Source organism: Xenorhabdus littoralis (genome assembly GCF_033949345.1).
Taxonomy (GTDB): Bacteria; Pseudomonadota; Gammaproteobacteria; order Enterobacterales; family Enterobacteriaceae; genus Xenorhabdus; species Xenorhabdus littoralis.
On the sequence record NZ_VCDP01000051.1, the window covers coordinates 20,414 to 45,767 of the forward strand.

General features: G+C 43.7%; 14 protein-coding genes. 9 read left to right on the forward strand and 5 right to left on the reverse strand.

The features are described 5' to 3' along the window. Nucleotides 1–124: 124 nt before the first annotated feature. Nucleotides 125–7,417 (reverse strand): TcdA/TcdB pore-forming domain-containing protein, encoded by a 7,293-nt coding sequence (locus FE394_RS13250; RefSeq protein WP_319926847.1) that lies wholly within the window; start codon nt 7,415–7,417, stop codon nt 125–127. Between the two features lie 851 nt (nt 7,418–8,268). On the opposite strand from FE394_RS13250, the gene FE394_RS13255 reads away from it, so the two are divergent. Continuing rightward, the gene (locus tag FE394_RS13255; RefSeq protein ID WP_319926848.1) at nt 8,269–8,427 is read left to right on the forward strand and encodes a hypothetical protein; all 159 of its coding nucleotides are present in this window, start codon (nt 8,269–8,271) and stop codon (nt 8,425–8,427) included. Between the two features lie 152 nt (nt 8,428–8,579). Here the strand turns inward: FE394_RS13255 and putP are convergent, their stop codons facing one another. Beyond that, a complete protein-coding gene (putP, locus tag FE394_RS13260; RefSeq protein WP_319926849.1) occupies nt 8,580–10,064 on the reverse strand; it encodes a sodium/proline symporter PutP in 1,485 nt (494 codons plus the stop codon). Between the two features lie 519 nt (nt 10,065–10,583). Here putP and putA point away from each other — a divergent pair. Further along, entirely contained in the window at nt 10,584–14,564 is a 3,981-nt protein-coding gene (gene putA / locus FE394_RS13265; RefSeq protein ID WP_319926850.1) for a trifunctional transcriptional regulator/proline dehydrogenase/L-glutamate gamma-semialdehyde dehydrogenase, read from the forward strand. Between the two features lie 193 nt (nt 14,565–14,757). On the opposite strand, the gene fliZ is transcribed toward putA, so the two are convergent. The 3 genes from fliZ to FE394_RS13280 form a co-directional block, all read right to left on the reverse strand. After that, nucleotides 14,758–15,270: a flagella biosynthesis regulatory protein FliZ gene (gene fliZ, locus FE394_RS13270; RefSeq protein WP_319926851.1), complete on the reverse strand. Its 513-nt coding sequence runs from the start codon at nt 15,268–15,270 to the stop codon at nt 14,758–14,760. Between the two features lie 51 nt (nt 15,271–15,321). After that, nucleotides 15,322–16,044 (reverse strand): RNA polymerase sigma factor FliA, encoded by a 723-nt coding sequence (locus FE394_RS13275; RefSeq protein WP_319926852.1) that lies wholly within the window; start codon nt 16,042–16,044, stop codon nt 15,322–15,324. Nucleotides 16,045–16,307: 263 nt separating this feature from the next. Further along, a complete protein-coding gene (locus tag FE394_RS13280) occupies nt 16,308–17,387 on the reverse strand; it encodes a FliC/FljB family flagellin (RefSeq protein ID WP_319926853.1) in 1,080 nt (359 codons plus the stop codon). Between the two features lie 277 nt (nt 17,388–17,664). On the opposite strand from FE394_RS13280, the gene fliD reads away from it, so the two are divergent. The 7 genes from fliD to FE394_RS13315 form a co-directional block, all read left to right on the forward strand. Continuing rightward, nucleotides 17,665–19,122: a flagellar filament capping protein FliD gene (gene fliD, locus FE394_RS13285; protein ID WP_319926854.1), complete on the forward strand. Its 1,458-nt coding sequence runs from the start codon at nt 17,665–17,667 to the stop codon at nt 19,120–19,122. Between the two features lie 11 nt (nt 19,123–19,133). Then, complete coding sequence (gene fliS / locus FE394_RS13290) at nt 19,134–19,544, forward strand: flagellar export chaperone FliS (RefSeq protein ID WP_319926855.1); 411 nt, start codon at nt 19,134–19,136, stop codon at nt 19,542–19,544. After that, on the forward strand, nt 19,544–19,918 hold the full coding sequence (gene fliT / locus FE394_RS13295) for a flagella biosynthesis regulatory protein FliT (protein WP_319926856.1): 375 nt from the start codon (nt 19,544–19,546) through the stop codon (nt 19,916–19,918). The genes fliS and fliT overlap by 1 nt, the downstream gene beginning before the upstream one ends. 272 nt (nt 19,919–20,190) lie before the next feature. Beyond that, nucleotides 20,191–20,607, forward strand: a complete 417-nt coding sequence (locus FE394_RS13300; protein ID WP_319926857.1) for a hypothetical protein — start codon at nt 20,191–20,193, stop codon at nt 20,605–20,607. Between the two features lie 113 nt (nt 20,608–20,720). Beyond that, entirely contained in the window at nt 20,721–21,458 is a 738-nt protein-coding gene (locus tag FE394_RS13305; RefSeq protein ID WP_319926858.1) for a cyclase family protein, read from the forward strand. A gap of 256 nt (nt 21,459–21,714) precedes the next feature. Next, entirely contained in the window at nt 21,715–22,752 is a 1,038-nt protein-coding gene (locus tag FE394_RS13310; RefSeq protein WP_319926859.1) for a hypothetical protein, read from the forward strand. A gap of 386 nt (nt 22,753–23,138) precedes the next feature. Then, nucleotides 23,139–25,354 (forward strand): inverse autotransporter beta domain-containing protein (locus FE394_RS13315; RefSeq protein WP_319926860.1); only part of this gene is annotated, 2,216 nt, incomplete at its 3' end.

The window sequence follows — 25,354 nt, forward strand, 5'->3', positions numbered from 1 at the left end:
TTTTGTATTCTGTACGCATCGCACATCTATTACAGGATCTTCCTCTAAGAAATATTGATGATCTATTCAATGTACAGAAAAAGGAGAGGCATTTAACCCCTCCTGTTGTTTCTTGTGCTTGTACTTACATTATGACAAAGTTGGAATTAGGCAACAAAAGCGGCTGTTCGACCTTGACAGGCTGAAGGCTTTGCAGCGGGTTCCCGTGAACACTACCAACATCAGGGAATGAGGCCATTGCTCCAATCAGATTTCCCAGACTTGCCCCTTCTGCTTCTGAGACAATAGCAACTGCATCAGCTGCAATGGCAGGTTTGGCTGGTTGCCTGCTGGCCCAGGATAAATCCATCAGCATGCTATTAGTGCTCTGAGTGTCATTCTGTTTGTTTAAGCTCTTGACTAGGTGTTCCACGTTGATCGCCGACGAGGCTCCCTCCAGATTAATATGCAGATGAGCCTTGGCCTTGCTGCCAAATACCTGACGCACCACCAATGCCGTTCCGTTGCTGGAGTCGGTCAACATTAGATCATCATTGCGCTGGCTCACCAGAACGCTCTCCGGATTAGCTATCGGTAGGAACAGGCGATCCAAAGTTTGCTCCGGATCGTTATTATCAATAATCACCGTACGATAGTGATCCCACATTTCCTTAGTGAATTTATAAGTATCGTGATTGGCTCCCCCGTACAGCACCAGACTATCGACACCGTCAATGATCGGTGGCGTCAGATTGTCAGCGGCCTCTCCTCCTTGCAGTAACAAAGATGAATCAATTCGCTCCACTCCTTTGAGTTTATTGAGTGTTCTCACCCTGCCATTATTGAGCCAGTACAGTTCCTGAGTCGTCTGGTTATACACATACCCCGTCTTATTTTTTGCATTGGCTCCTACAAAACTCAGATGGTCCGAGGCTGTAATTCCATTGCCTACAAATATCTGACCACTGCCAACGTCAAACCAACTTGGCATACTGCTACTCTGCAAGGTCAGCGCCCCTTCGGCATGCCACTGATCGGCAAGTTTAGTGAGTGCCTGTGGCAGGTCGGTCACGTTGCTCTGCTGCCATTTTTTGTCAACGCCAACTAACCGCAACTTGCCATTATTGGCCCGCAACAAAATCTCGCCCTTGATTGTGATCAGGCGCATACCGACATCAACCTGCTGTACTTCCTTGAGAGACAACTCAGGTGTCAACTCACTGGCAACAGGAAGTTGTACTGAAGCGTCAAGCACATAGTCGGAGCCAAAGGCGGCAGCCAACGCATTCGCGGCCATGGCGGGCTGGAGATATAATTTACCGCTTGCAGGCTCGAAGAGTCGCGCGGAGGTGCCACCCGCTTCGAATCCCAGAAACTGTAACGATTTATCCTGTAATGCCGCTGAAGCCACTACCACTTGTCCGTTGTGATACCATACCGGCAGTTGACTCTTGCCATCGATGCCTTTAACTCCAAATACTGCCAAAGTGGCTCCGCCTTCGGTGACTCTGGCCAGATCCTGCCACCAGTGAGTATGTCCCTTGAGCCAGTGTTCATTGACTGCTTCATAGCTAAGCTGCCCCAGCGCATTGAGTTGAGCCACACGTCCATCCTCAGTGAAGGCAAGCAAACTCCCATTCAGGTTGACCACGTTGGCCAATGGTGGAGCGATGACGCGCAATGCTGTGGGATGACTGGCGTCAAGAACAGTCTGCCCAGGGCCTTCCTGACGGAACAGAACCTTCTTCTCCTTGCTGTAGAAGAAGAACACTTCCTTACCTGCGAGGCCGGAAATACTACCCGCCAACACCAAATCGGCCGGGATCTGCCAGGCGCTGCGGGTTTGTTCATGCGCTTCGAAGTACAAGGTATGATCCGCTGGTGGCACCAGATTCGGCTTGATCAACGTCCCGTCGTTGGTACGTATCCAGTAGCGGTGCGCCACGCCAGCAGCATCCATACCGAACACCGTGATCAGTTCCGCACGAGTCGGTTGAATCTGCCGTGCGCCCAGCGTATACGTCGACATCTCATGCTGTGTGCTATTGTTCTCGTAGCCTTGGAGTATCGCCCCGAGTACATCACCATGTCGGTCGGTGCTGGCCAAATGCTGGAGCAACTCATCATCACCTACCGCACTGACTAATTCCATTCGGTCATCCAAGATCCGATAACCCAGTTCAGCTTCTCTCCCTTTCAGCTGATAATGGCGTGCCAGATAAACAGCATCCCCTTCTTGCCATAGCCGACTGATCTTGCCCGCATTATCGTTGAACCATGGCATAAACTGCGCTTCGACCTGTCCGGTGACGATGTCTACCCGCCACGCCGCCGCGTTGTCGGCGTCGTAGAAATAGGCATGATCACCCATCACCGCCCCCAATTGGGCATGTTTGGCCTGTTCGTGGGTGGTGTCGGTGAATATCATCCGCTCCTTAGCCACGTCGTAAAAGGCTTGACCAACATCTCGGCCATTGTGTTTGTAGTTTTCCACCACCACATATTGCCCGTGCAACCGGTGCGCTTTGGCCAGATCACTCAGATGCTGCTCGATTTGCTGACCGGATACTTGCCACTTGCTCGCATCCTCGCTCACCACTTCTGCTGTCAGTTTGGAGAAGTCGATTTCGCGCATCTCGTTCTTGCTGTTGACCACCAGCACTTGTCCGTTCTGGGATGGGTCGATTTCGACCACCACCCCGCCGATTTCCAGTCGGTTTTTCGAAACCTTGATAGTATCGTTGTCAAGCTGGCTGCTATCGATGATCCAGCGCGACGGTATAGTGCTACTGCCGTCCGGTTTGAGAACGTCGCTCATGAGCTGCACGCTGATACCTTCGTTCAGTCCGGTCAGGTACTCTGCGCCTTTGACCTCATAATGTAGGTAGCCATCCGGTTTGAGAACATCGCTCATGAGCTTCACGCTGGTGCCTTCGTTCAGTCCGATCAGGTACTCTCCACCCGCGCCTTTGATCTCGTAATGTAGGTAGCCATAGAGTTCCTTGGGGAGTTCCGGCACTATCAGTTTCCTGTTGCTCTGGTCGAGCACAACTTCGATAGGTGTTGCTACATACTCCTGATGGATCCTGCGGATCGTAACCTCGCCCGGAAAAATGTAGAAATCATAGTCGAAGCGCTTATCCTTTTCGAGCCTGCGGATCACATCGAAACCGGCATCTTGGCGCGTAGTTGCGCCCGGAAGCTGCATATATTCGTACTTAATGAAGGATTTGGGTGTACCCGGCAAGATCAGCACGTTGCTGTCACTGTGATCGAGTTTATGGGAATCCTCCTTATAACCGATCCCGCTGCGCACCTCGATTGCTTGACTGCGATCGTGAACCATCCTTGGGAAGTCTCCGATCCAGAAGAAATAATTGATTTTCCCCGAGCCTGTAGAGCCAGAATGGGTACGATAGATGTACTGACTATCGAAGCTCACTTGTTTATTACGCAGATCCAAAGTCTTGATCACCGCCCCGGCCAGAGGCACCAACACGTCTTTCTCGCTATCATAGCGATAGCCATTGCCCTTATAGGCCTTGTCGAGCATATTGAAATAACGACCCACTGCCTTGGCATCCTCGGCGACCGCACCAAAAGCCTGAGCCAGTGCTGTAAAACCCACTGCGAGTCCGCCAAGGAGTACTCCAGCACCACCGAGGACTGCCGCAGTCGTCGAGGCACCGAGCAGTCCGGCACCTGTCCCGGCGGCACCAGTCACTAAGCTGGCAGAATCGAACGCCAGTTGAGTCCCGAATACCGCTTTCTGTGTATCCGTTTCGGCATGGGCGAGTTCATAGGCATCAAACCCAACAGAGGCGACACCAAAAAGCAAGCCTATGCCTTCGTTAGCGGTATGAGCCAAGGCTGAAGAAAACTCCTTGAGTGAGGTTTCGGCACCCACCACTTCGCCGCGCAACGCTGTACGCACCAGCTTGGTCACTTTAGCCACATCGTTCACGCCACTGAGTGCCATTTGAGCGTAGTTAAGGTAACTGTGGATCTTGAGTGCGGTGGACAGATCTGGCGAAGAGATCCCATGTTCCGCATCATTGCGGTTCTTGTTGGCAAACCACTGGATCAGCGTCTGTACCGCAAACCCAGCGTTCAGCCCATCAATCGGAGCTGCTTCGCCGACACCGCCATTATGCCTTATCTGCCCGCGCTCAAGGGTGAAGTGCTGACCCAGAGTACGCATGTGCTCATCGATAAAATGGCGGAATTCGACAAAGGTATCATCGTTGCTGCTTATCCACATTTCCTCAAGGTTATCGCGATTGATGAATTGGACGCGATAGTGGCCTTCACTCTGTTCCCTGACATTGCCAATCACCGGCATCCAACGCGGGTCAAGCTTATTTTCCCGGACAAGCTCTGTAATGGCTTTGTCGAATTTTGCTCCCCACTGCTCAGCATCAAGGGTAACCAAGGTGGTGTGTAACTGGGTATCCTCGGCAATCTTCTCTTGGGCATTGACCGTTTGCTTGACCCACTGCCGTTGTTCTATGACAGTGGCCAGTTCATCGGGACGGGTTAAGTCAGCAACATCCAACCCATTGCCCACCGATACTTTTGCCATCTTGACAGGATCGATCTCCACCAAGTTGAAGACGGGGGCCAACTTACTGCCAAGGGCACCATAATGAACGGCCAAGTTGCGTTTCACTAAGTGTTTTACCATGGCACGGGAGAAATTTTCCGTGTTGTCAAATGCAAAAATTCCGACATTTGGATCATAGAAATAGTAACGCCGCCCTTCCGCTCCAACAGTAGATGCCACCATCATGGCGTGATTTCGGGTATTGAGCGCGAATGTCGAGGTGCCAGCCGATTTTTTCAGCAGGGAAACAACCTCGGATAATGTAACCTGTCCTCGCATCGTTGACGCCTGCACAGCCTCAACATTGGAGTGCAGTTTTACCAGACTGTTTTTTAGCAGTGTGGAACTGCCTTCCTGAGGGGAAGCTGCGGCCAAGAAGAGTTTTTCCACCAGACTGTTGATACCTGTCTCACCATTGCTGGCTAGTGCCACTGCCATGGCCCTGACCAAAGGATAGCAACGGCCGCCAGATACGTCTCCGACCAATGACAGATAGAAATCTTGTGGTACCAGATGGCTGAAGATGCTTCCGGCACGCTGAAAATCTTCGCTGAATACCGCTGTCTTCTTCAGTACGTTATCAATGTATTCAGCCTGACTAGCCTCCGTAATGCGACTGATTAAGGCACCTCGTTGCTTAGGAGTAAGCTGACTGTCAAAAAACAAGCCTTTCATCTCCAGAGCCGACATCCTATCGTTAAAACCTGGAATGCTGACATCCTGAAAGTTGCGCAAACCATCAGTAAACTCAGTATTCGCTTCCCTTCGCTGATAAGCTTCGATGACAGCATAACGTTCGCCAAAGCTGAGGTTGTGCTCCTGACCGCCGCCCTGAATAGAGGTATCATTAATCTGCAACACGGCATCGATACCTCTTTTGGCTTTAATCTGCTGCCATAACCAGCTTTGTTCGACGGAGAACACTTCACGCAAAACTGAATCGTATTGCTCTTTGTAGAATTCCAGCGTGATATTGAGCTGCTTTATCTGTTGGTCAATCAAGGCAAGCTGAGAACTGTCTCTGGTACTGTTTCGGCTCTTATAGAGATCGCTTCGTTTGTCCACTAACGACTGAGTGTCGGCGGTGATTTTGGCTTGAACCTTATCACGCAACCCAATCCATGCGGCAATCGCTGAATGATGAGAAGAAAACTCTCCTTCTTCGTATACACCATCAGAGATCCCTTCGACTGATATTCCGAACTGAGCAGCGACCTTTTTGAGTTTTTGGTGGATCTTTTCACGGTAATCAGTGAATTGGGCCTGACTATGGGCTGTTACTTGACTATCAGCGGCCTGAATTGAGAGTGGCTCCTCGCCGCTGCGCAGCTTCGGCCAGAGCATATGACCATCTCGCTGATACTCCTGACGCTGGAACACCAGTTGCCATTCATCATTAACGTATTGCATGTAAGCCGCAGCAAGGCCTTCAGCAGTACCGGCTACTTGATAATCCTTATAGTCCACTGCCATGACCACATTGTCATACAGCAACGAACTATTAACTCGACCATCGTGGTAGACGCGATAAGTTGTGTCATCAAGGTTGGTCACCACAATCGAGCATCCCGACAATGATCCAGTGAACAGAAAACTCCCCGGAACCGCCTGCTTAGGAATATCCACATAGGCAGGCAACGCATTAGCCTGGTTTGCGCCGTTATAGCCAAGGAAATACGCTGGTACGCTGTTCGCGCTGCCCTCAGCGATATTATTCGTGCCTAGATCAGTGTATTCGACTTCATATAAACCTGTCTTGACCTTCACCAACTGAGCGCGCCCCTCTGCCGGGAGTCGCCCCGCTCTAACCAATGTTTCGGCGCTGAGGGTGTTGGATTCAGCGAACGATACTGGATCGGTGGCAAGCCGCTGGATATCGGCGCTGCCTTCGCGGGACTCGGTTCCACCCCCCATAGGCACTAATCCCCCCTTGAGCTTGCGATCCCGTACCGCTTGCGCCAGCAATGCTGGGTTGGATACATCGTATCCTCGCTTCTGCAAGGTTCTCGTCAGGGTCTTCTCGATCGGAGTATCGGTGAGAAAGGACTCTGTACCTGCCGCCGCAATCAGTCGTGCTCGGGATTGACCATGACTGTTCGATTCACCTTCAACCGTTTCAGAATAAGAAATACCTTTGCTCACGTGATACATGCCAATCGGGGTATGTTTGACAAAGGCTGTCGCCGGCAGTAATTCACTGAGCTTACGGCCGATAGCATGAGCATGCTCGACTCCTGCGCTGGAAAGGTAGATCACGGCTTGGTCGGTACGGCGGCCCAGATTTTTCGGCCCCATGATTTTGGCCTGCTCCAGCCAGCCACGATTGTCATCATTGAACAATTGGGTCAACGCATTGGCAAGCGACTTGAAATGTGCCTTGTCAACGTTGATGGTTAGCCTCGCACCAATCCTGGAGCGGGTACTATGGCGTTGTTTGAAATCCTTGGGAAGTATCCGGAAAGCATCGGCAGTGCCCAGAACAGCATCGGTTTGAGAAGACAAGGCCATCTTCTCGCTGCCTTGTACCAAGATATCGACCGTCGTGGTACGCGCCGACAGTGCTTTGATATAATTGACAAATGACTGTTGTTCACCTTCATTAAGGCCACTGATACCCTCTGGCCTGTCATTGCTGTAGTGCATATAAGCGTCTTTCTCCAACGCCTGCTCCAGCATTTTCTGCTTGCTGATCAGCTCAGGGGTCCACTTATGACCACTTTCGCTGAACCCTTTCTTAATAGCCTGGATCAACACCTTGATATCCGGTTTCCGCTGCATCTCTTTAAAAGTCGTCTGCGCTGACACAAGCAGAGATTGGTAGCTATTATTAGGCATGTTAATTCTCCTTAAAAAACCCTACTGTCCTATTGATAAACTTTATTTATTACAACACGTTAAATATAATCATGACAAATTCATCAGCCCGTCTGAGCGAGAACTCAATCCTTCATCTGCAAAACTCACAACCGGGCTTAGAACTCATCTAAAGTATTTACCCATTACGTGATCCCATTCTCACGTTGTTAGAAACAAGGCGTCTTAATAACGAGTAATAACCCATATTGAGATCAGAAAATTTAAGTCAAAAACTGCTCTTGCAAGTTGGTCATTCCCTCTACAAAACAGTCAATCAGTTAGTCAAAATAATCTAAAGGCACCGAGTAGAATTGATAATTATTATCAAAATAATAACTCTTATCAATTGTTATTTAACAAAATAATTCCTATTATAAATCAACAAATTGATTCATAACGATGGTATTTGTTATCAAGTTGTTTTTGTTTTCGTTGATTTTATGTATCTAAATAAATTATTCCGCAAAATATCTTGAGGATTATTTTTTCCGCTACAAACGCATCAATCGACATACATATTCCCTCATGAAATTTTATTTAAGATATCATTGGCATTTTGCTGAAAATGGCACAGGGCTTTATTGATTCTATACTGGTTTCCATATTATTTTTTTTGTATTGGCAATTATCGTCTCAACGATTATGAAGAAAATATCAAGTAAAAAACAAACCGCCACAGCAGGTTAAACCCTAAATAGGACTTTGTAATTACACGATAGCTATATGGAAAAATACTAACAAAACTTGATGTTAGATGCTTAAATATATAATTCACAGAGGGAGATGTTTCCGTTTCTTCCAACTCATCCAGTAGCAAGAAAAAGATTGCTTTGACAGAAAAGGAGGCTGAATTCATCAACTTCACTATTGAAAATGATGTGGATGCGGCTTTCAGTGGTGGAAACGCCATGATTAAATCTGAGGTTATTTTTGTGGCGGCTAAAGAGTTGCAGAACAGTTATGCAGGAAATAAAAGAAGTGTTAGGTAATTAACCGAACTAATTAAGTTAAGCCCCATCACGGGTTTTTTTGTCTTATTAGTTTAAAATTAATTCCTAATCATAAAACAAATTAATTTTTTATCCTTAAATGAATAAAATAATAAGCCTCTGAATAATCAGAGGCTTATTATTATTACAATTTACTTAGTTCTATAATGTGCTTCCGCTTCGTCAAAACGCTGCTGTGTCGCTTGGCTAGGTGCTTTTCCTAGCAAACTCACTACCACAATAGCGATAGTCGCGAAGATAAAGCCCGGAATGATTTCGTACAGTTCAAACCAATGGAATTCCATCCATACCAGTACAGTGATAGCTCCCACCAGCATACCTGCCAATGCACCATTGCGGGTCATGCGTTTCCACAGTACCGAAATCAGAACTACAGGACCAAACGCCGCACCAAACCCCGCCCAAGCATTACTCACCAGCCCCAAAACCTTATTGTCCGGGTTAGTTGCGATCACAATTGCAATGATTGCCACCAGCAAGACCATCATGCGGCCAACCCATACCAATTCTTTTTGGCTGGCTTTAGTGCGTATAAATGCTTTATAAAAATCTTCGGTCAGCGCACTGGAACAAACCAACAATTGGCAACTCAATGTACTCATAACCGCAGCCAGCACCGCTGACAACAATATTCCCGTAATCCACGGATTGAACAAAAGTATACCCAGCTCCATAAAGATACGTTCACGGTTTTGCAATACCGGCCCGGCCTGCTCTGGATTCATTTCAAAATATGCGATACCAAAGAAACCAACGGACACTGTACCCGCAAGACACAAGAGCATCCAAGTCATACTGATGCGACGGGCTTTATGGATAGTTTGGTGTGAATCTGCCGCCATAAAACGAGCCAGAATATGTGGTTGACCAAAATAACCGAAGCCCCATCCCAACAGAGAAACGATGGCAATGATATTCAGATTTTTGAACATATCTAAATATTCGGGATTTTTTGCTTCGATAATACTAACAGCCGTGTCAACTCCCCCTATTTTGAACAGGATCAGGACAGGCACCAGAATCAACGCGAAAATCATCAAAGTTGCTTGAACAGTATCTGTCCAGCTCACAGCAAGAAACCCACCGAGGAAGGTATAAGCAATCGTTGCCAATGCGCCTAACCAAATTGCTTTTTCATAGCTGATGCCAAAAGTGTTTTCAAACAACAGACCACCAGCGACAACCCCCGAGGCACAGTAAATAGTAAAGAAAATCAAGATAACGAGTGCGGAAATGATACGCAGGATTTTGCTCTTGTCTTCAAATCGGTTAGTAAAATAATCTGGCAACGTAAGTGCATTATTGTTCGCTTCAGTATGTACGCGCAGTCTGCCTGCAACCCATCGCCAGTTCAGGTACGCGCCCATCAGTAGACCTAACGCAATCCAACCCTCTGAAATACCGGAGAGAAAAATCGCCCCCGGCAATCCCATCAATAACCAGCCACTCATATCGGAAGCGCCAGCAGATAATGCCGTTACCACACTGCCCAATCTCCGGCCACCCAATATATAGTCATCAAAATTTTTGGTGGAACGATAAGCCATAAAGCCTATCAATAACATTCCGGCAATATAGACAATGAAGGTAATGAGCATTGGTGAATTTACTGTCATGCAGGTTCTTCTCCATAGTGTTTTTATAAATCGTGTATCTGCAAATGTGTCATTTGCGTAAATAATGTTACCTATACTCCAGAGTAATCGGCTTCGGTGTCTGGCCTGTCCTATCAGGTATAGCGAGAACGGTACCTAAAGATGAAATTAGTTTCTGGATGTATTATTTTCGTGTGTAATTATTTTAAAATTACATTCTATCCTAGTTTAGTTAAAACATTTTTAACAACTAATTAACTGAGATTTTTATAAAAAACGCTTACTAAATCACATTTATCATTCCAAAAGTTGTACCTGTCATTAAATAGTCGGTTTTACCTCACATTTAGGTAATAAATTAAAAAACGCTATATATCAATCAGATATTTGATTTTTATCCATAATGTTCACTAAAGGAATAATAAAAACAAGATTAATTTCACAAATTTAGAATAACTGCTTTTACCAAAGTTGCACAAAGTTGCAACATGGAAGATATTGTATGCAACTTAGCTAAGTCTTACCTATTAAGGAGTGAGAATGGGTAGTACCACTATGGGCGTGAAGCTCGATGAAGCAACGCGTAATCGTATCAAAGCTGCTGCACAACGAATTGAACGCACACCACACTGGCTGATTAAGCAAGCCATCTTTAATTATCTTGAACGTCTGGAAAATGAGGAAAAGATCCCAGAAATATCAGCGAGGCAGGATAGCAAAGAAGAAAAGATTTCCGAAGAAGAATCACCAATTGAGGCGCCTTATCAACCATTTTTGGATTTTGCCGAGCATATTTTACCCCAATCGGTGAAACGTTCTGCAATTACCTCGGCTTATCGATTGCCCGAAACACAAGCAGTTCCTATGCTGCTACAGCGCGCTCAGCTCCCTGAGGAACAAGCCAAGGCGACTCACAAGCTCGCTTACTCCATCGCTGAAAAGCTGCGCCAGCAAAAACAAGGCATCGGTCGTGCCGGAATAGTGCAGGGCCTGTTGCAGGAATTTTCTCTCTCTTCACAGGAAGGTGTGGCACTGATGTGTCTTGCCGAAGCTTTACTGCGTATTCCCGATAAAGCAACCCGTGATGCATTGATCCGCGATAAAATCAGTAACGGTAATTGGCAGGCCCATTTGGGACAAAGCCCTTCCATGTTTGTCAACGCGGCAACGTGGGGATTACTGTTCACCGGCAAGCTTGTATCTACTCACAATGAAGACAAATTATCCAACTCACTAAACCGCATCATTAACAAGAGCGGTGAGCCATTAGTGCGCAAAGGTGTGGATATGGCAATGCGCCTGATGGGGGAGCAGTTTGTTACGGGCGAAACCATCGCTCAGGCCCTTGCCAATGCTCGCAAGTTAGAAGAAAAAGGCTTCCGTTATTCCTATGATATGCTGGGTGAAGCGGCACTGACCGAAGAAGACGCCCAAGCCTATATGGTTTCCTACCAGCAAGCGATACACGCCATTGGCAAGGCATCAAACGGTCGTGGCATTTATGAAGGACCGGGAATTTCCATCAAACTTTCTGCCCTGCATCCACGCTATAGCCGCGCCCAGTATGAGCGTGTTATGGATGAACTCTATCCACGTTTGCTTTCCCTGACTTTGCAGGCACGTCAGTATGACATCGGTATCAATATTGATGCGGAAGAAGCCGACCGTCTGGAAATTTCCCTCGATTTGCTGGAAAAACTCTGTTTCGAGCCGAAACTGGAAGGTTGGAACGGCATTGGTTTTGTCATTCAGGCTTATCAGAAACGTTGTCCTTTTGTGATTGACAGCATTATTGATTTGGCACAGCGCAGTCGCCACAGATTGATGATCCGTCTGGTGAAAGGTGCTTATTGGGATAGCGAAATCAAACGTGCCCAAATTGATGGGCTGGAAGACTATCCGGTGTATACCCGCAAGGTCTATACCGATGTATCTTATCTGGCCTGTGCCCGCAAATTACTTTCCGTACCAAATTTGATCTATCCGCAATTTGCGACCCATAACGCCCATACTTTATCTGCAATTTATCATCTTGCCGGGCAGAACTACTATCCGGGGCAATATGAGTTCCAGTGCCTGCATGGCATGGGCGAACCACTTTACGAGCAAGTCGTCGGCAAAGTCGCTGACAGCAAGCTTAACCGCCCATGTCGTATTTATGCGCCAGTGGGAACACATGAGACGTTATTAGCCTATCTGGTACGCCGCCTGCTGGAAAATGGTGCCAATACTTCATTCGTTAATCGTATTGCTGATACTTCCCTGCCGATTGATGAACTGGTGGCTGATCCGGTAAAAGTCGTACAGGAACTGGCACAGACCGAAGGTCAAATCGGCCTGCCACATCCGAAAATTCCTCTGCCTCACGATTTATACGGCAAAAACCGGGCTAATTCCTCAGGATTAGATCTTTCCAATGAACATCGTCTGGCTTCCCTTTCCAGTGCCCTGCTCAGTTCGTCAATGGAAATTTGGAACAGTGAACCACTGCTAGGCAATGATTATCAACATTCTGGGGAACTGCCTGCGGCTAAACCTGTAAATAATCCAGCCAGACCTTCCGATATCGTGGGTTATGTTCGTGAAGCCACTGAACAGGAAGTCAGTCATGCGTTGCATACAGCCACCGATGCAGGTGCAATTTGGTTTGCCACTCCACCGTCAGAACGTGCAGCAATTTTAGTTCGCGCAGCAGAGTTGATGGAAAATAACCTGCAATCTTTGCTTGGTATTCTGGTACGTGAAGCAGGCAAAACGTTCAATAACGCGATTTCCGAAGTGCGCGAAGCAGTAGATTTTCTCTACTATTATGCAGACCAAGTATGTCAGGATTTCGCCAACGATACCCATCGTCCGCTGGGGCCTGTGGTTTGTATCAGTCCGTGGAACTTCCCTCTCGCGATTTTTACTGGCCAGATTGCCGCAGCGTTGGCAGCCGGTAATAGTGTTCTGGCAAAACCCGCAGAGCAAACGCCATTGATCGCCGCAGTTGCGGTAAAAATACTGCATCAGGCGGGCATTCCTCGTGATGTCCTGCAATTATTGCCCGGACAAGGGGAAACCGTCGGTGCATTACTGGTCGGTGATGAACGTGTACGTGGTGTGATGTTTACCGGTTCTACCGAAGTTGCCAACTTATTGCAGCGTAATATTGCCGGTCGCCTTGATGCACAAGGACGCCCGACGCCGTTAATCGCAGAAACCGGGGGTTTGAATGCCATGATCGTCGATTCCTCAGCATTGACTGAGCAAGTCGTCACAGATGTGGTTGCTTCTGCCTTTGACAGTGCTGGTCAGCGCTGTTCTGCCCTGCGTATCCTGTGTGTTCAGGAAGATGTTGCCGAAAGAACTATCGCCATGCTGAAAGGCGCAATGGCAGAATGCCGGATGGGTAACCCAGAGCGTTTATCGACAGATATCGGCCCAGTCATTGATGCAGAAGCAAAGGCAGGAATCGAGCGTCATATCCAAGCCATGCGCACCAAAGGCCGGACGATTTATCAGGCGGTCCATGAAAATGCGGCTGACAGTCAGGAATGGCCACAAGGCACTTTCGTCAAGCCAACCCTGATTGAGCTGGAAAGTTTTACTGAAATGAAGAAAGAGATCTTTGGCCCGGTTCTGCATGTTGTGCGTTTCAAGCGCAATGAGCTGGACAAATTGCTGGATCAAATCAATGCTTCTGGTTACGGCTTAACATTGGGTGTTCACACCCGTATCGATGAAACCATCGTACAAGTCACTGGCAAAGCCAAAGTCGGCAACTTATATGTTAACCGCAATATGGTCGGTGCAGTCGTCGGTGTACAACCATTCGGTGGTGAAGGCCTTTCCGGCACCGGGCCGAAAGCTGGCGGGCCGCTGTATCTTTATCGCCTGCTGTCACAGCGTCCGGTCAATGCAGTCAGTCAGACGCTGGAACGTCAGGATGCTGAATATGAGCTTGATGCCAAAGCGAGTATCGCCTTGCGTGCCCCTCTCTACAAACTGGCTGACTGGTCAACCGCGCAGAATAATGATGCATTGAGCCAAGTCATTCAGGAGTACAGCTTGTTGGCACAAGGGGGAACAATTCGCTTACTGCCGGGGCCGACCGGAGAACGCAATACTTACACCCTGCTGCCTCGTGGTCATGTCCTGTGCCTAGCCGATAATGAGCAAGATGTACTGGTACAATTAGCGGCAGTACTTTCCGTCGGCTGTCAGGCCATCTGGGAGAAAGATGACTTGCATCAAGACTTGCAACGTCAGTTACCGGATGAGGTTCGCCAGCTTATTCATTGGGTCAACGACTGGCAGAATGAAGATACAGCAATGGAAGCGGTTATTTATCATGGAGATTGCGATCAATTGCGCCATGTTTGTGGTGTGATTGCACAACGTAAAGGGCCAATTATTTCTGTACAGGGATTTGCCCGTGGTGAAACCAATCTGCTGCTGGAACGTTTGCTACACGAACGTTCATTAAGTGTTAATACGGCTGCGGCAGGCGGTAATGCCAGTTTAATGACGATTGGCTAATAATATGTTGCCAAAGTAAATGGCTTAACATGAATTGGTTAGAAAGCGTGATTAAGATTAAATTACTATAAACATATAACCATATTAAATATAGAAGTAAGAATAATATGGAAATATAAGGGGAATGCGTGACAATCGCATTCCCCTCTAGAATCTGTTCAATCCAACTAACTTTATATATCGGCGTAATTAATCAATGACCGCTCTGTTGCCAGCTCAGATATTGTTCATATTTACGCAGTGCAATATTGTAATTGCTGAACGCAGACTGAGATAGTTTCTCGCTGAGTTGTTCCTGAATTTTTTCTGGCGTAAACTCATTAGCCGGATAATTACTTGAAGTCAGTAATTCATCCAAACGTCTTAAACGAACCACATACTCACGTACTGTACTATGACTCATCTCCGTTTGTTCAAACAAATACTGCTTAAAGGACATAATGTCGAAATAATCAGTCTGGCTATTGCAATAAATTTCACTACAAAAGCGGCATAACGCTACAAATTTACCCTGTAACTCATTCCAGGTTTTGTCATCTACCAAATCAGTCATCTCAGAAATAGCTTCTTTATTGATGACCTGACCGTTAAATACTAACGAAATACGGTCAAGGGTTTTATGACAGTGTAAACAATGAGTCTGACTATGTTTATAGTCTTTAATGTAACGGCTGAGAGGCCGTTTCTTTTGTGTTGTAACAGACATAAGAGATAAAGCCCTGTGTATAGTCTTAACAAAAAACAAATAAGCAAAAAGTTACTTCTCTGGATTCAAACGTGCCTTCAGCCTTTTTATCGCCTGGCTGTGAAGCTGACTTACGCGGGATTCCCCCACGTTAAGCACTGCGCCGATCTCTTTAAGATTCAGTTCTTCCTGATAGTACAACGTCAGAACCATCTTTTCCCGTTCAGGCAGCGATTCAATAACATCGATTACCCGCTGACGAAGATCACCTTCCAGTACTTGTTGGAGAGGATTTTTCTCATGCTCTTCCTCCATAACTGGTTCACAACTTTCACCGTGAATTTCGTGCCATTCGTCATAAGAAAACAGTTGACTGTTATTTGTGTCTAACAGTATTTGCCGATATTCTATCAGATTAATCTTTAATTCTTTAGCAACTTCCTGCTCACTGGCTGGACGGCCTAACTCTTGCTCAAGTTTACGGATGGTCTGAGTGACTTCGCGGGCGTTACGCCGCACACTACGCGGAGCCCAATCACGGCTCCTCAGCTCATCCAACATTGCACCTCTGATGCGCTGTACCGCATAGGTGGTAAACGCGGTTCCCTGCATGGAATCAAAACGCTCCACTGCATTAAGTAAGCCTATGCCACCCGCCTGAAGCAAGTCATCGAGTTCTACGCTGGCAGGTAATCTTACCTGTAGCCTCAATGCTTCATGGCGAACTAGTGGTACATAGCGCTTCCAGAGGCTATTTTTGTCCATCACGCCTTCGGCGGTATACAAATCGCTCACAACAACAGACACCTTTGGATAAGAGACTGGATACCATTATCCAATCCCCTAACCGGTACAATCGTTTGAACAATGAAGTAAAAGCCCTTCTTTTTCACCTATGCGAAATTTTTGCTGTCCGCCCAAATGACTGGCAAGTTTCAGGCTGTCCCTGACAATAGCCATAAAGTGGCTAAAAAATAAGGATCGGCAAGCCGATCCTTATTTTATAAGTGTTGTTTATGCAGGTTGCCCTGCATAAATGCTCAACTGGAAAATAAAAATTAACGCAGCAGAGACAGAACGGATTGTGGCACTTGGTTCGCCTGAGCCAGAACAGAAGTACCAGCCTGTTGCAGGATCTGGCCACGGCTCATATTGGACACTTCAGTTGCGTAGTCAGCGTCTTCGATACGGCTCTTCGCTGCGCTCAGGTTGTTAACCGTGTTGTTCAGGTTGTTAACAGTCGATTCCAGACGGTTTTGAACCGCACCAAGGGAACTGCGCAGGCTGTCGACTGTAGACAAAGCGCTATCCAGTGCGTCCAGAGGACGTTCATTAACAGTTGCTTCTGTTTCAGCACCAGGTTTTGCTACTACACCATCTTTAATGGTTGATTCAGCAGTATAATTCTTACCATTTTTAGTATAGGTAAGCATAACTTTATCTTTTTCAACTTCACCTTTAGCATCCAGTTTCTGGAAAACTTTGACATCACTGGCATCAGCGATAGCTTTAGTATCAACCGTCTTGTCTTCTGTTTTTGCAGTTGCTCCTGTCCCTGTTGTAACTTTTACAGTAGTTAATTCGTTACCAACAAGAGGATTTTTAAATTTAGTCGCATCAAACTCATTCAATTTCAAAACATTGCTGTCAATTTTTTTCAAATCAATAGCAATAGTTTCGTTATCATTTGTACCAACCTGAACAGTCATTTTGCTATCTTTGCTTAATACCTTCACACCATTGAACTGAGTTTGTTCAGAGATACGGTCGATTTCGCTAAGACGCTGTTTAACTTCGTCCTGAATAGAAGTGATATCGCTCTTAGAGTTGCTGCCGTTTTGTGCCTGAACAGTCAGTTCACGGATACGTTGCAGGTTGTTATTGATTTCGTTCAGAGCACCTTCGGTAGTCTGAGCAATGGAGATACCGTCGTTTGCGTTACGAGATGCCTGATTAAGACCTTTAACGTTAGCAGTGAAACGGTTAGCGATCGCTTGACCAGCTGCGTCATCCTTCGCGCTGTTAATACGTAAACCAGAGGACAGGCGCTCAATAGCAGTACTTAAAGTGCCTTGAGATCTGGTCAGATTGTTCTGAGCCAGCAGAGATGAGTAGTTAGTATTGATAACTGATGCCATAGTAGAGTTCCTTTTTAAAATCAAGCCGATATAATTAGTTTGAGCCTGTTTGCTCACGGTGTTCATCACCGACAACAGTTTTATCGGCCCCTTAAAAAGAACCTTTAATATTTCTTGAAAAAACTTTTTTATTTTTTTCGCTATTTGCCCCGATAACCCAAACAGCGCCTATTCTCAGCAATTATTCTGTCCATCAAAAAAATCATTTTATCAGTAAACTTTTCCCAAATGAGTCCGATAACCTCTCCAGTGATGCTTTACTAATAAAGGAGTCAATATGGCCAGCATTTCCTCATTAGGAGCCGGGTCCGGGATGGATATGGGTTCTATACTGGATAAACTTCAGGCAGCAGAAAGAAAACGTTTAGAACCATTAGCACAACAACAAACCAGCTATAAAGCGAAACTGACCGGTTTTGGTTCGTTGAAAGGAAGTTTAGAAAAACTTAAAACAGCTTCCGAAGAACTAAAAAAATTCGATAAACTCAATACCACTAAAACAAGTGAAGATCATAAAACATTTACTCCGAGTACGGATTCGAAAGCCAGCCCGGGTAACTATGATATTACTGTCGAACAGCTTGCAAAGTCGCAATCTTTGAGTTCCCAAGCATTTCCTGATGCAAAAAAACCGCTGGGAGAAGCCGGTAAAGGCACCCGTACCCTGATTATCACGCAGCCCGGTGAAAAAGAGCCGATGCGTATTTCCCTGAAAGATAATGAAACCTCCCTGATTGAAATTCGTGAAGCCATTAAGAAAAAAGAAGGCAACGTGAATGCCAACATCATGAAAGGGAAAGATAATGAAAACTATCTGATCCTGACTTCCAAAAAAGCCGGTACAAAATCCGTGATGACGATTGAGGTTCAAGGTGATGATACGCTGAATGGCCTGCTGAACTATCAGTCTGATGATAAAGGTGGCGGTTCCGGTGCAATGACACAAATGATGGCTCCGGCCAATGCAAAATTAACCGTCAATGGCATTGCGATTGAGCGCCAGACCAATGAGATCAAAGATGCGCCAGAAGGCATTACGCTGAATCTGAAAAAGGTTTCGGAAAAAGTTAAGGAACAAGTTCCGGGAAAAGATGGTAAACCCGAAGAACAAGACGTGGTTAAATCAGAAACACTGGTGGTTTCCCACGATATCGAACCCATGAAAGAGGCAATCAAAAAGTGGGTTGATTCTTATAATGAACTGCAAACTACCTTTGACTCGCTGACCAAATTCAATGCAGTTGGAAAAGGTGAGGCTGCTTCAAAAGACAATGGCGATCTGCTCGGTGACGGTACATTAAAAAGCATTCAAAGCCAGCTAAGACACCAGCTTTTTGCTTCGCAAGATGTTACTGATATTGCCACCCTAAATAAACTGGGTATTAAACAAAAGTTGGATGGCACACTGGAAATCAGTAATGAAAAACTGGAAAAGAACCTGAAAGAAAAACCGGCTAATGTTAAGGCTTTCTTTATGGGAGATGGTGAAAAAACTGGTTTTGCAACCCAGACTTATAATCTATTGAAGAAAACGCTGGATAGTCACGAAGGGACTATCGCCACAGCAACCGAAGGCATCAACAAGCGTCTGAAAACAATTGAAAAGCAAGTTGAAAGAACGAATGATAATATTGATGCCACGATAGAGCGCTATAAGCGTCAATTTACAGAATTAGGTAAACTTGTCAATTCATTGAATAATACAGGTTCATCTCTATTCCAGCTTTTAAGATAATAAAGGACATTATGTATCAACGTTCGGCAAGCCAGTTATATGCTCAAGTAGATCTTGAGAGCGAAATTATGAATGCCTCTCCTTACCAGTTGATTCAGATATTGTTCAATGGGGCGCTCAGCGCCCTACGCCGCGCAATTATTCTGATGCAACAGGGCAATATTCCGGAAAAAGGTTTAGCTATTTCAAAGGCAATCAATATCATTGATAATGGTCTCAAAGAGGGATTAGATTTCGAGAAAGGCGGCGAAATTGCCCAGAATCTCTTTGCTTTATATGAATATATGAGTCGCCGCCTACTCCATGCTAATTTACGCAATGATGAAAAGGCTATTACCGAAGTGATTAATTTACTTACCGAGATTTCAGATTCTTGGCGGCAAATAGGTCCTCATTACAACGCCAGTCAGGATATTGTTTAATGAAAAATGATATGGATCTTTTGTCAGCTTATCAGCAGATCCTTAGTTTAAGTGAGCAAATGATTAATTTAGCCAGAAATGAAAAGTGGGATGAACTTATTGACATGGAGATCACTTATCTGAAGGCAGTCGAAGTGGTGACTTCTCTATCGGAAAATTCAGACACCCCTATTTCATTACAGCAGCAATTAACCAAAATTTTGCAAACTGTCTTGGATAATGAAAAAGAAACTAAAAGATTGTTGCGAAAACGGTTAGATGAACTCAGCGATCTGATTAAACAGGAAAGCTGTAAACAACTTTTACATGATACTTATGGGCAGTTTCCTGCCAGCGACTATGAAATGGAGTTAACTACGACGGAACCAAAATAAATATAATAACGACACCAGTAATTCTATTTATAATAACACTGATTAACGGTGTCATTCATTCATTTGTTTTCATTTTAGGTGGTGTCAATTCGTCACCATCGCTTTTTCGGTTAATCTATTTCGGCATTTTATTTTATTCATAATTGGTAAACAATCAAGAAAATTCATATATTTTTTAACAAAAAATTAACCTAAAAATGATAATAGAAACTTTTTCAAGCAATCAACAGGAGATATCATCATCACTTATTATTTTTAATTGAAAAAATTTTATGTTAATAAAAAATTCAAATACATCCATTATTATTACGATGTTATTAATTCCTGAAATAGGGTTTTCTTCGGTCAATGAAAGTCTGAATTATTGTGCTAAAAATGAATCATGGGTGGCACAAAAAATCATACAACATGCTGCTGCAGAAAATAAATATCTTGACCCATACAACGCGACATCAATATTGATCACCAGATATCCATTGGCAAAAGATAAGTTACCGATAACACTATCCGATTGGGGACATCTCTACACCCAAACAATAGAAATATCCATTCCTTTTTTTGATAAACAAAAATCTCCTGTGATTTTTATTGCTACTTCAATCATCTCAACAGAAGAGTGTTCATTGACTGAGCCTTCTTATATTAACATTACACCTGAAAGATGGATTCTCCCAGCCCCTATCCGATGATAAAACAGCCTAAATTTGTGAAGCTCTCCTCAGAGTCCAGAGATAATTGATAAACACATTGCGAACAAAAAATGATGAATGTTTAATCATAAAAAACCAAAAATGAGGTGTTTATGACAAGCGACATTCTGCAAGCACTCACCATACTGAAATCAAAGAAATGGGTTGATCTCACTCACAGTTTTGACAAAAACTCTCCCCATTTTTTTATGTTTGAACCCGCAGAATTTAAAACACTATTTGATTACAAAGATGGTTTTTTTGTGCAAAATTTCACCTTCACCGGACAATATGGCACACATATTGATGCTCCCTGCCACTTCGTACCTGATGCCCGTACTCTTAATGAACTGGAATTGAAAGAGCTGGTATTACCCTTAATCGTTATTGACCAGTCAGAAAGAGCCAAACAAGACCCTAACTTCGCATTGTCTAAAGACGATATTGTTAAATTTGAAGCTGAACATGGCATCATAGAAGCTGATACATTTGTCGCCTTAAGAACGGACTGGAGTAAGCGCTGGCCATCTCAGAAAAGAATGGATAATAAAGATACACAAGGAAATAACCAAATCCCGGGATGGGGAATAGATGCCTTGAAATTCCTATTTGAAGAGCGGAAAATCAAGGCGATCGGTCATGAAACCTTTGATACTGACTCAGCCAAAGATGTCAGGCAGAATAATGCGTTATTTAGTGAATATTACGTATTGGCACAAGATACCTACCAAATAGAACTTCTGGCTAATCTGGATCAAGTGCCGACACGTGGAGCAGTGATATTCAATATCGTCGCTAAACCTAAAAATGCATCAGGTTTTCCTGTTCGCTCGTTTGCGATATTGCCGTGATTAATCATGTTTTAATTAAACTTGTTATATTTTAGTAAAAAGAATTAACCTTGATTTATAATTCAATAAATTATTCACAATAAAAAATAAATTATTTATTGATGACTTTTAATTATTAGCTGATAAAAAAAAGAAATTTGAATTAACAAAACAAAAAAGACACTTTATATAAACCGCATTCTTCAAAATATACATTTTGTTGAAACACAATGTAAAAATAAAATTAAAAATTGACATTTAATAAAAAGAGGAAAAAATGAATATTTCAGAAAATATAACGCTTTCTCCACCAACCCTTCCACAAGCAGATGGAAATAATACCATTAGCATAAGCGATCTTCGCGCCATGGAAATTCAATATTTATTAATGGCAGTCCCCAGCTATCATGATGTGCAAACTGGAGATTCAATAGTTGGTCAACTTTGCTTAAATGGCGATTGTTCATCTGGTAACCAAACTGGTGTTCTAAAATCAATACCATATACTATAACACCTGATAAAACACACGAGTCTCCATATTATTTACTCTTTGTTTTAAATGACATTTCTCAGTATGGATCTTATCAGGCTCAATATACAATAACTAGCTACGGCAATACTCGTAGCTCACCAGCAGTGAATATAAATCTTATATCCAAAAATTCGTCTAGCTTATCAGATTACATTCCCAGTGTTCCTAACGCTACAGGTGACCAAGGCACATTATTGACAGAAGATGACTATTATCGATTAGATAAATTAACAGTCAATGTTCCTGTTTATGACGATATGGCTCCCGGGCATACTGTTCGTGTGCTGTGGAAAGGACGTCGCAAAGATATTATATATAAAACCCCTCCTCAGACAGTCAGCGTTGCTGCACCGATGACATTCTATGTTCCCCGTTTTGAATTTATTGACAACATCAGCGATACGGTGAAGGTACTGTTCTCAGTGGAAAGATCAGCGGATAACATTGTTGAATTTTCAGGAACCTTGCATCTTAGCATTGAAGGACAATCTCTGGATTTACCTGCCCCCAGTCTTGCTTATAATTATGACGATGGCTCTATTCAAGTTATCGTGAGCTATTCAGGAATGACCACAGAACAAACGATAGAAGTCCGTCTAGTAGGTAAGACAATGGTTCAAACTGATTTACAAACTGTGGATAATCTACAGAATATGGTAATCGATATCCCTAATGACTGGGCAGAAGAAAACCGTGGGCATCTGGTACTGATCGATTATGCTATTGGAGATATAAATGGAGATAGATATAATTTCTCACATATATTAAGAAGAGTCTTATAAAATATTTTTTGAGATATAAATTATTTATTATTATATCTGATAAATTTCATTAAATTGAAAAACATCCACTTTCAACGTAAAACCTCGCAGTTAAAGCGTGGTTTTACGTTTTTATGGGAGAAATGAATGAAGCAGACTATCCCGTGAAAAATCACTTATTTTCAATGAACACATCCAAAAATATGCAATTTTCAATACAACGTATATCTGTCATTTAAAATAGTTATCAGCTGATAACTATTTTAAATGACAAAACTTCAAATATCTATCTAGTATCATACTAAGAATACTTTTAGCCTTATTTAAGAAATCAAAATCACCATTGATAGAAAATTATCTCACAATCTCAGACTGAGTGAGTATTAACATCATTGAGGTACTTATAAATGTCATCATATATCAGTAGAGCCATTGTTATTTTTTCTGTCCTGTATACATTGATGATACCATCAACAGTGACAAATGCCTTTGCTGATGACAACCCAACTGGAAAAAGCCCTTTCTCACAACAAATTGATAATAAAGCAGATACTTTTAAAAAAAAGGACAACAATACTTTAAACAATAAGACCGAAAATCTCATCGCCAATAATATCCGAACAGTCAGCAAGATTTTGTCATTTTCTCCATCAGAATTGACTGAGCAAGCAAAATCCTACGCTTTAGGGAAAGTCAATAGCACCGTTACCTCCGAAGTACAAAAATGGTTATCTCAATTTGGGACGACCAGAATTAACTTTGGCTTGGATAAAAAAGGAACGTTAGAAAATACTTCAGTCGATCTGTTGTTACCGATTTACGATAATAAAACTGATTGGTTACTCTTTTCTCAATTAGGTTATCGCAATAAAGATAGCCGAAATACCATTAACGTGGGATTGGGGGGACGATATTTTTACCAAAACTGGATGTATGGCCTGAACACTTTTTATGATCGTGATTTAACAGGTAAAAACCAACGTTTGGGGCTGGGAGGCGAAATCTGGGCAGATTATATTAAACTTTCCGCCAATGCTTATTATGGATTAAATGATTGGAGAAAATCACAGCATTTTCAAGATTATTATGAGCGTCCTGCTAATGGTTATGACATTAATGGCGAGTTTTTCCTCCCTGTTTATCCCAATCTGGGTGCTAAACTGGCCTATGAGCAATATTTTGGCGATAACGTAACCTTATTCAATCGCGATACTAAACAGAAAAACCCTAGCTTGGCTAAGTTGGGCCTGACTTATACCCCTGCCCCGCTCTTTACAATGGGGATTGATTATAAACAGGGAGAAAGTGGACATACTGAAACCCAATTCCTGGCAAGTTTAAATTATAAACTGGGTGTCCCTCTTAATGTACAATTATCACCAGAAAACGTGGCCTCTATGCGGACATTAGAAGGCAGTCGTTATGATTTAGTGGAAAGAAATAACAATATTATCCTCGACCACAAAAAGCGCCCCACTTTACAACTCTCTTTGCCCTCCGTCATTACGGGATATACCCATAAAGAACAAGTTATTTCAGTAAACTCTGATCCCAATTATAAAATTGAGTGGTTGAAAAATAATGCATTTATCCAAAATGGTGGGGAAATCACACTGAATGCTGAAAATAAAATTATTATTATTTTTCCTGAATATCTGTTGAATCCAGAAGCAATCAATACTTATCCATTGAATTTTAAAGTATTCGAAAATGGTAACCCGCAACAAACACATAATACGACAATGGAAGCGATTGTTAGGCCATTTTTCATCAAAGAAAAAGAGGTTAAACCTGAGGGAATAATTATTATTGCTGACAACAAAACTCCCTATATTTTTACTCCCGTCATTACTTACGATACGGTTAATAATAAACCACTACCACCTAATGTCTTGATGAGTAATATTGAATGGACAACTGAACCTCCAATTGGTGAAGAATCAGGATTAAATTGGGTGAAATCTGGACAAACATTGATAACTAACGAAAAAGGGCAATTACAGGCAGAATTAGTCAGTGCCAAACCACAAAAAAACGTGAAAGTATTCCTGCAAATGGATGGGTTAGCTAGAACGCAAGTCGGTACAGTGAGTTTTGGTGATAGTTCTGCAAGCTATCATATTCAGGATCGACTGGCAGTTAACACACAAGGTCCTTTGATTGCCAATGGTCATGATGACTATACCTTCACAGGAGTTGTTTATGATGCCCAAAATAACCCAGTAAGAAATAAGATAATTTCTCAGGTGAAATGGGGCATCAAGCAGAATGGCCAAGATGAAAGCCAAAATAAAGATCTCGTTTTTAAATCTCAAGGTGATACGACAAATGGCGACGGAGAACTAACGGCAACTTTGGCAAGTCATAGGGCTATAAAAGGTCTACAAATTTCGCTTTCCATCAAAGGTGATGCTCCCGTTGACGCAGCACACTCCGTTTCTTTTACTGCGGATACCTCAAAATATCACATTCAGAATAAAGTGCTGTTTGTTGACCCAAAAGGTTCCTTAATGGCCAATGATCCGACACCATTTACCTATGCAGCCGTGGTAGTGGATGGAGATGGCAGTGTGTTAGGAAATACAGAAATCAAGAATGTGAAATGGAAGATCACACAAAACGG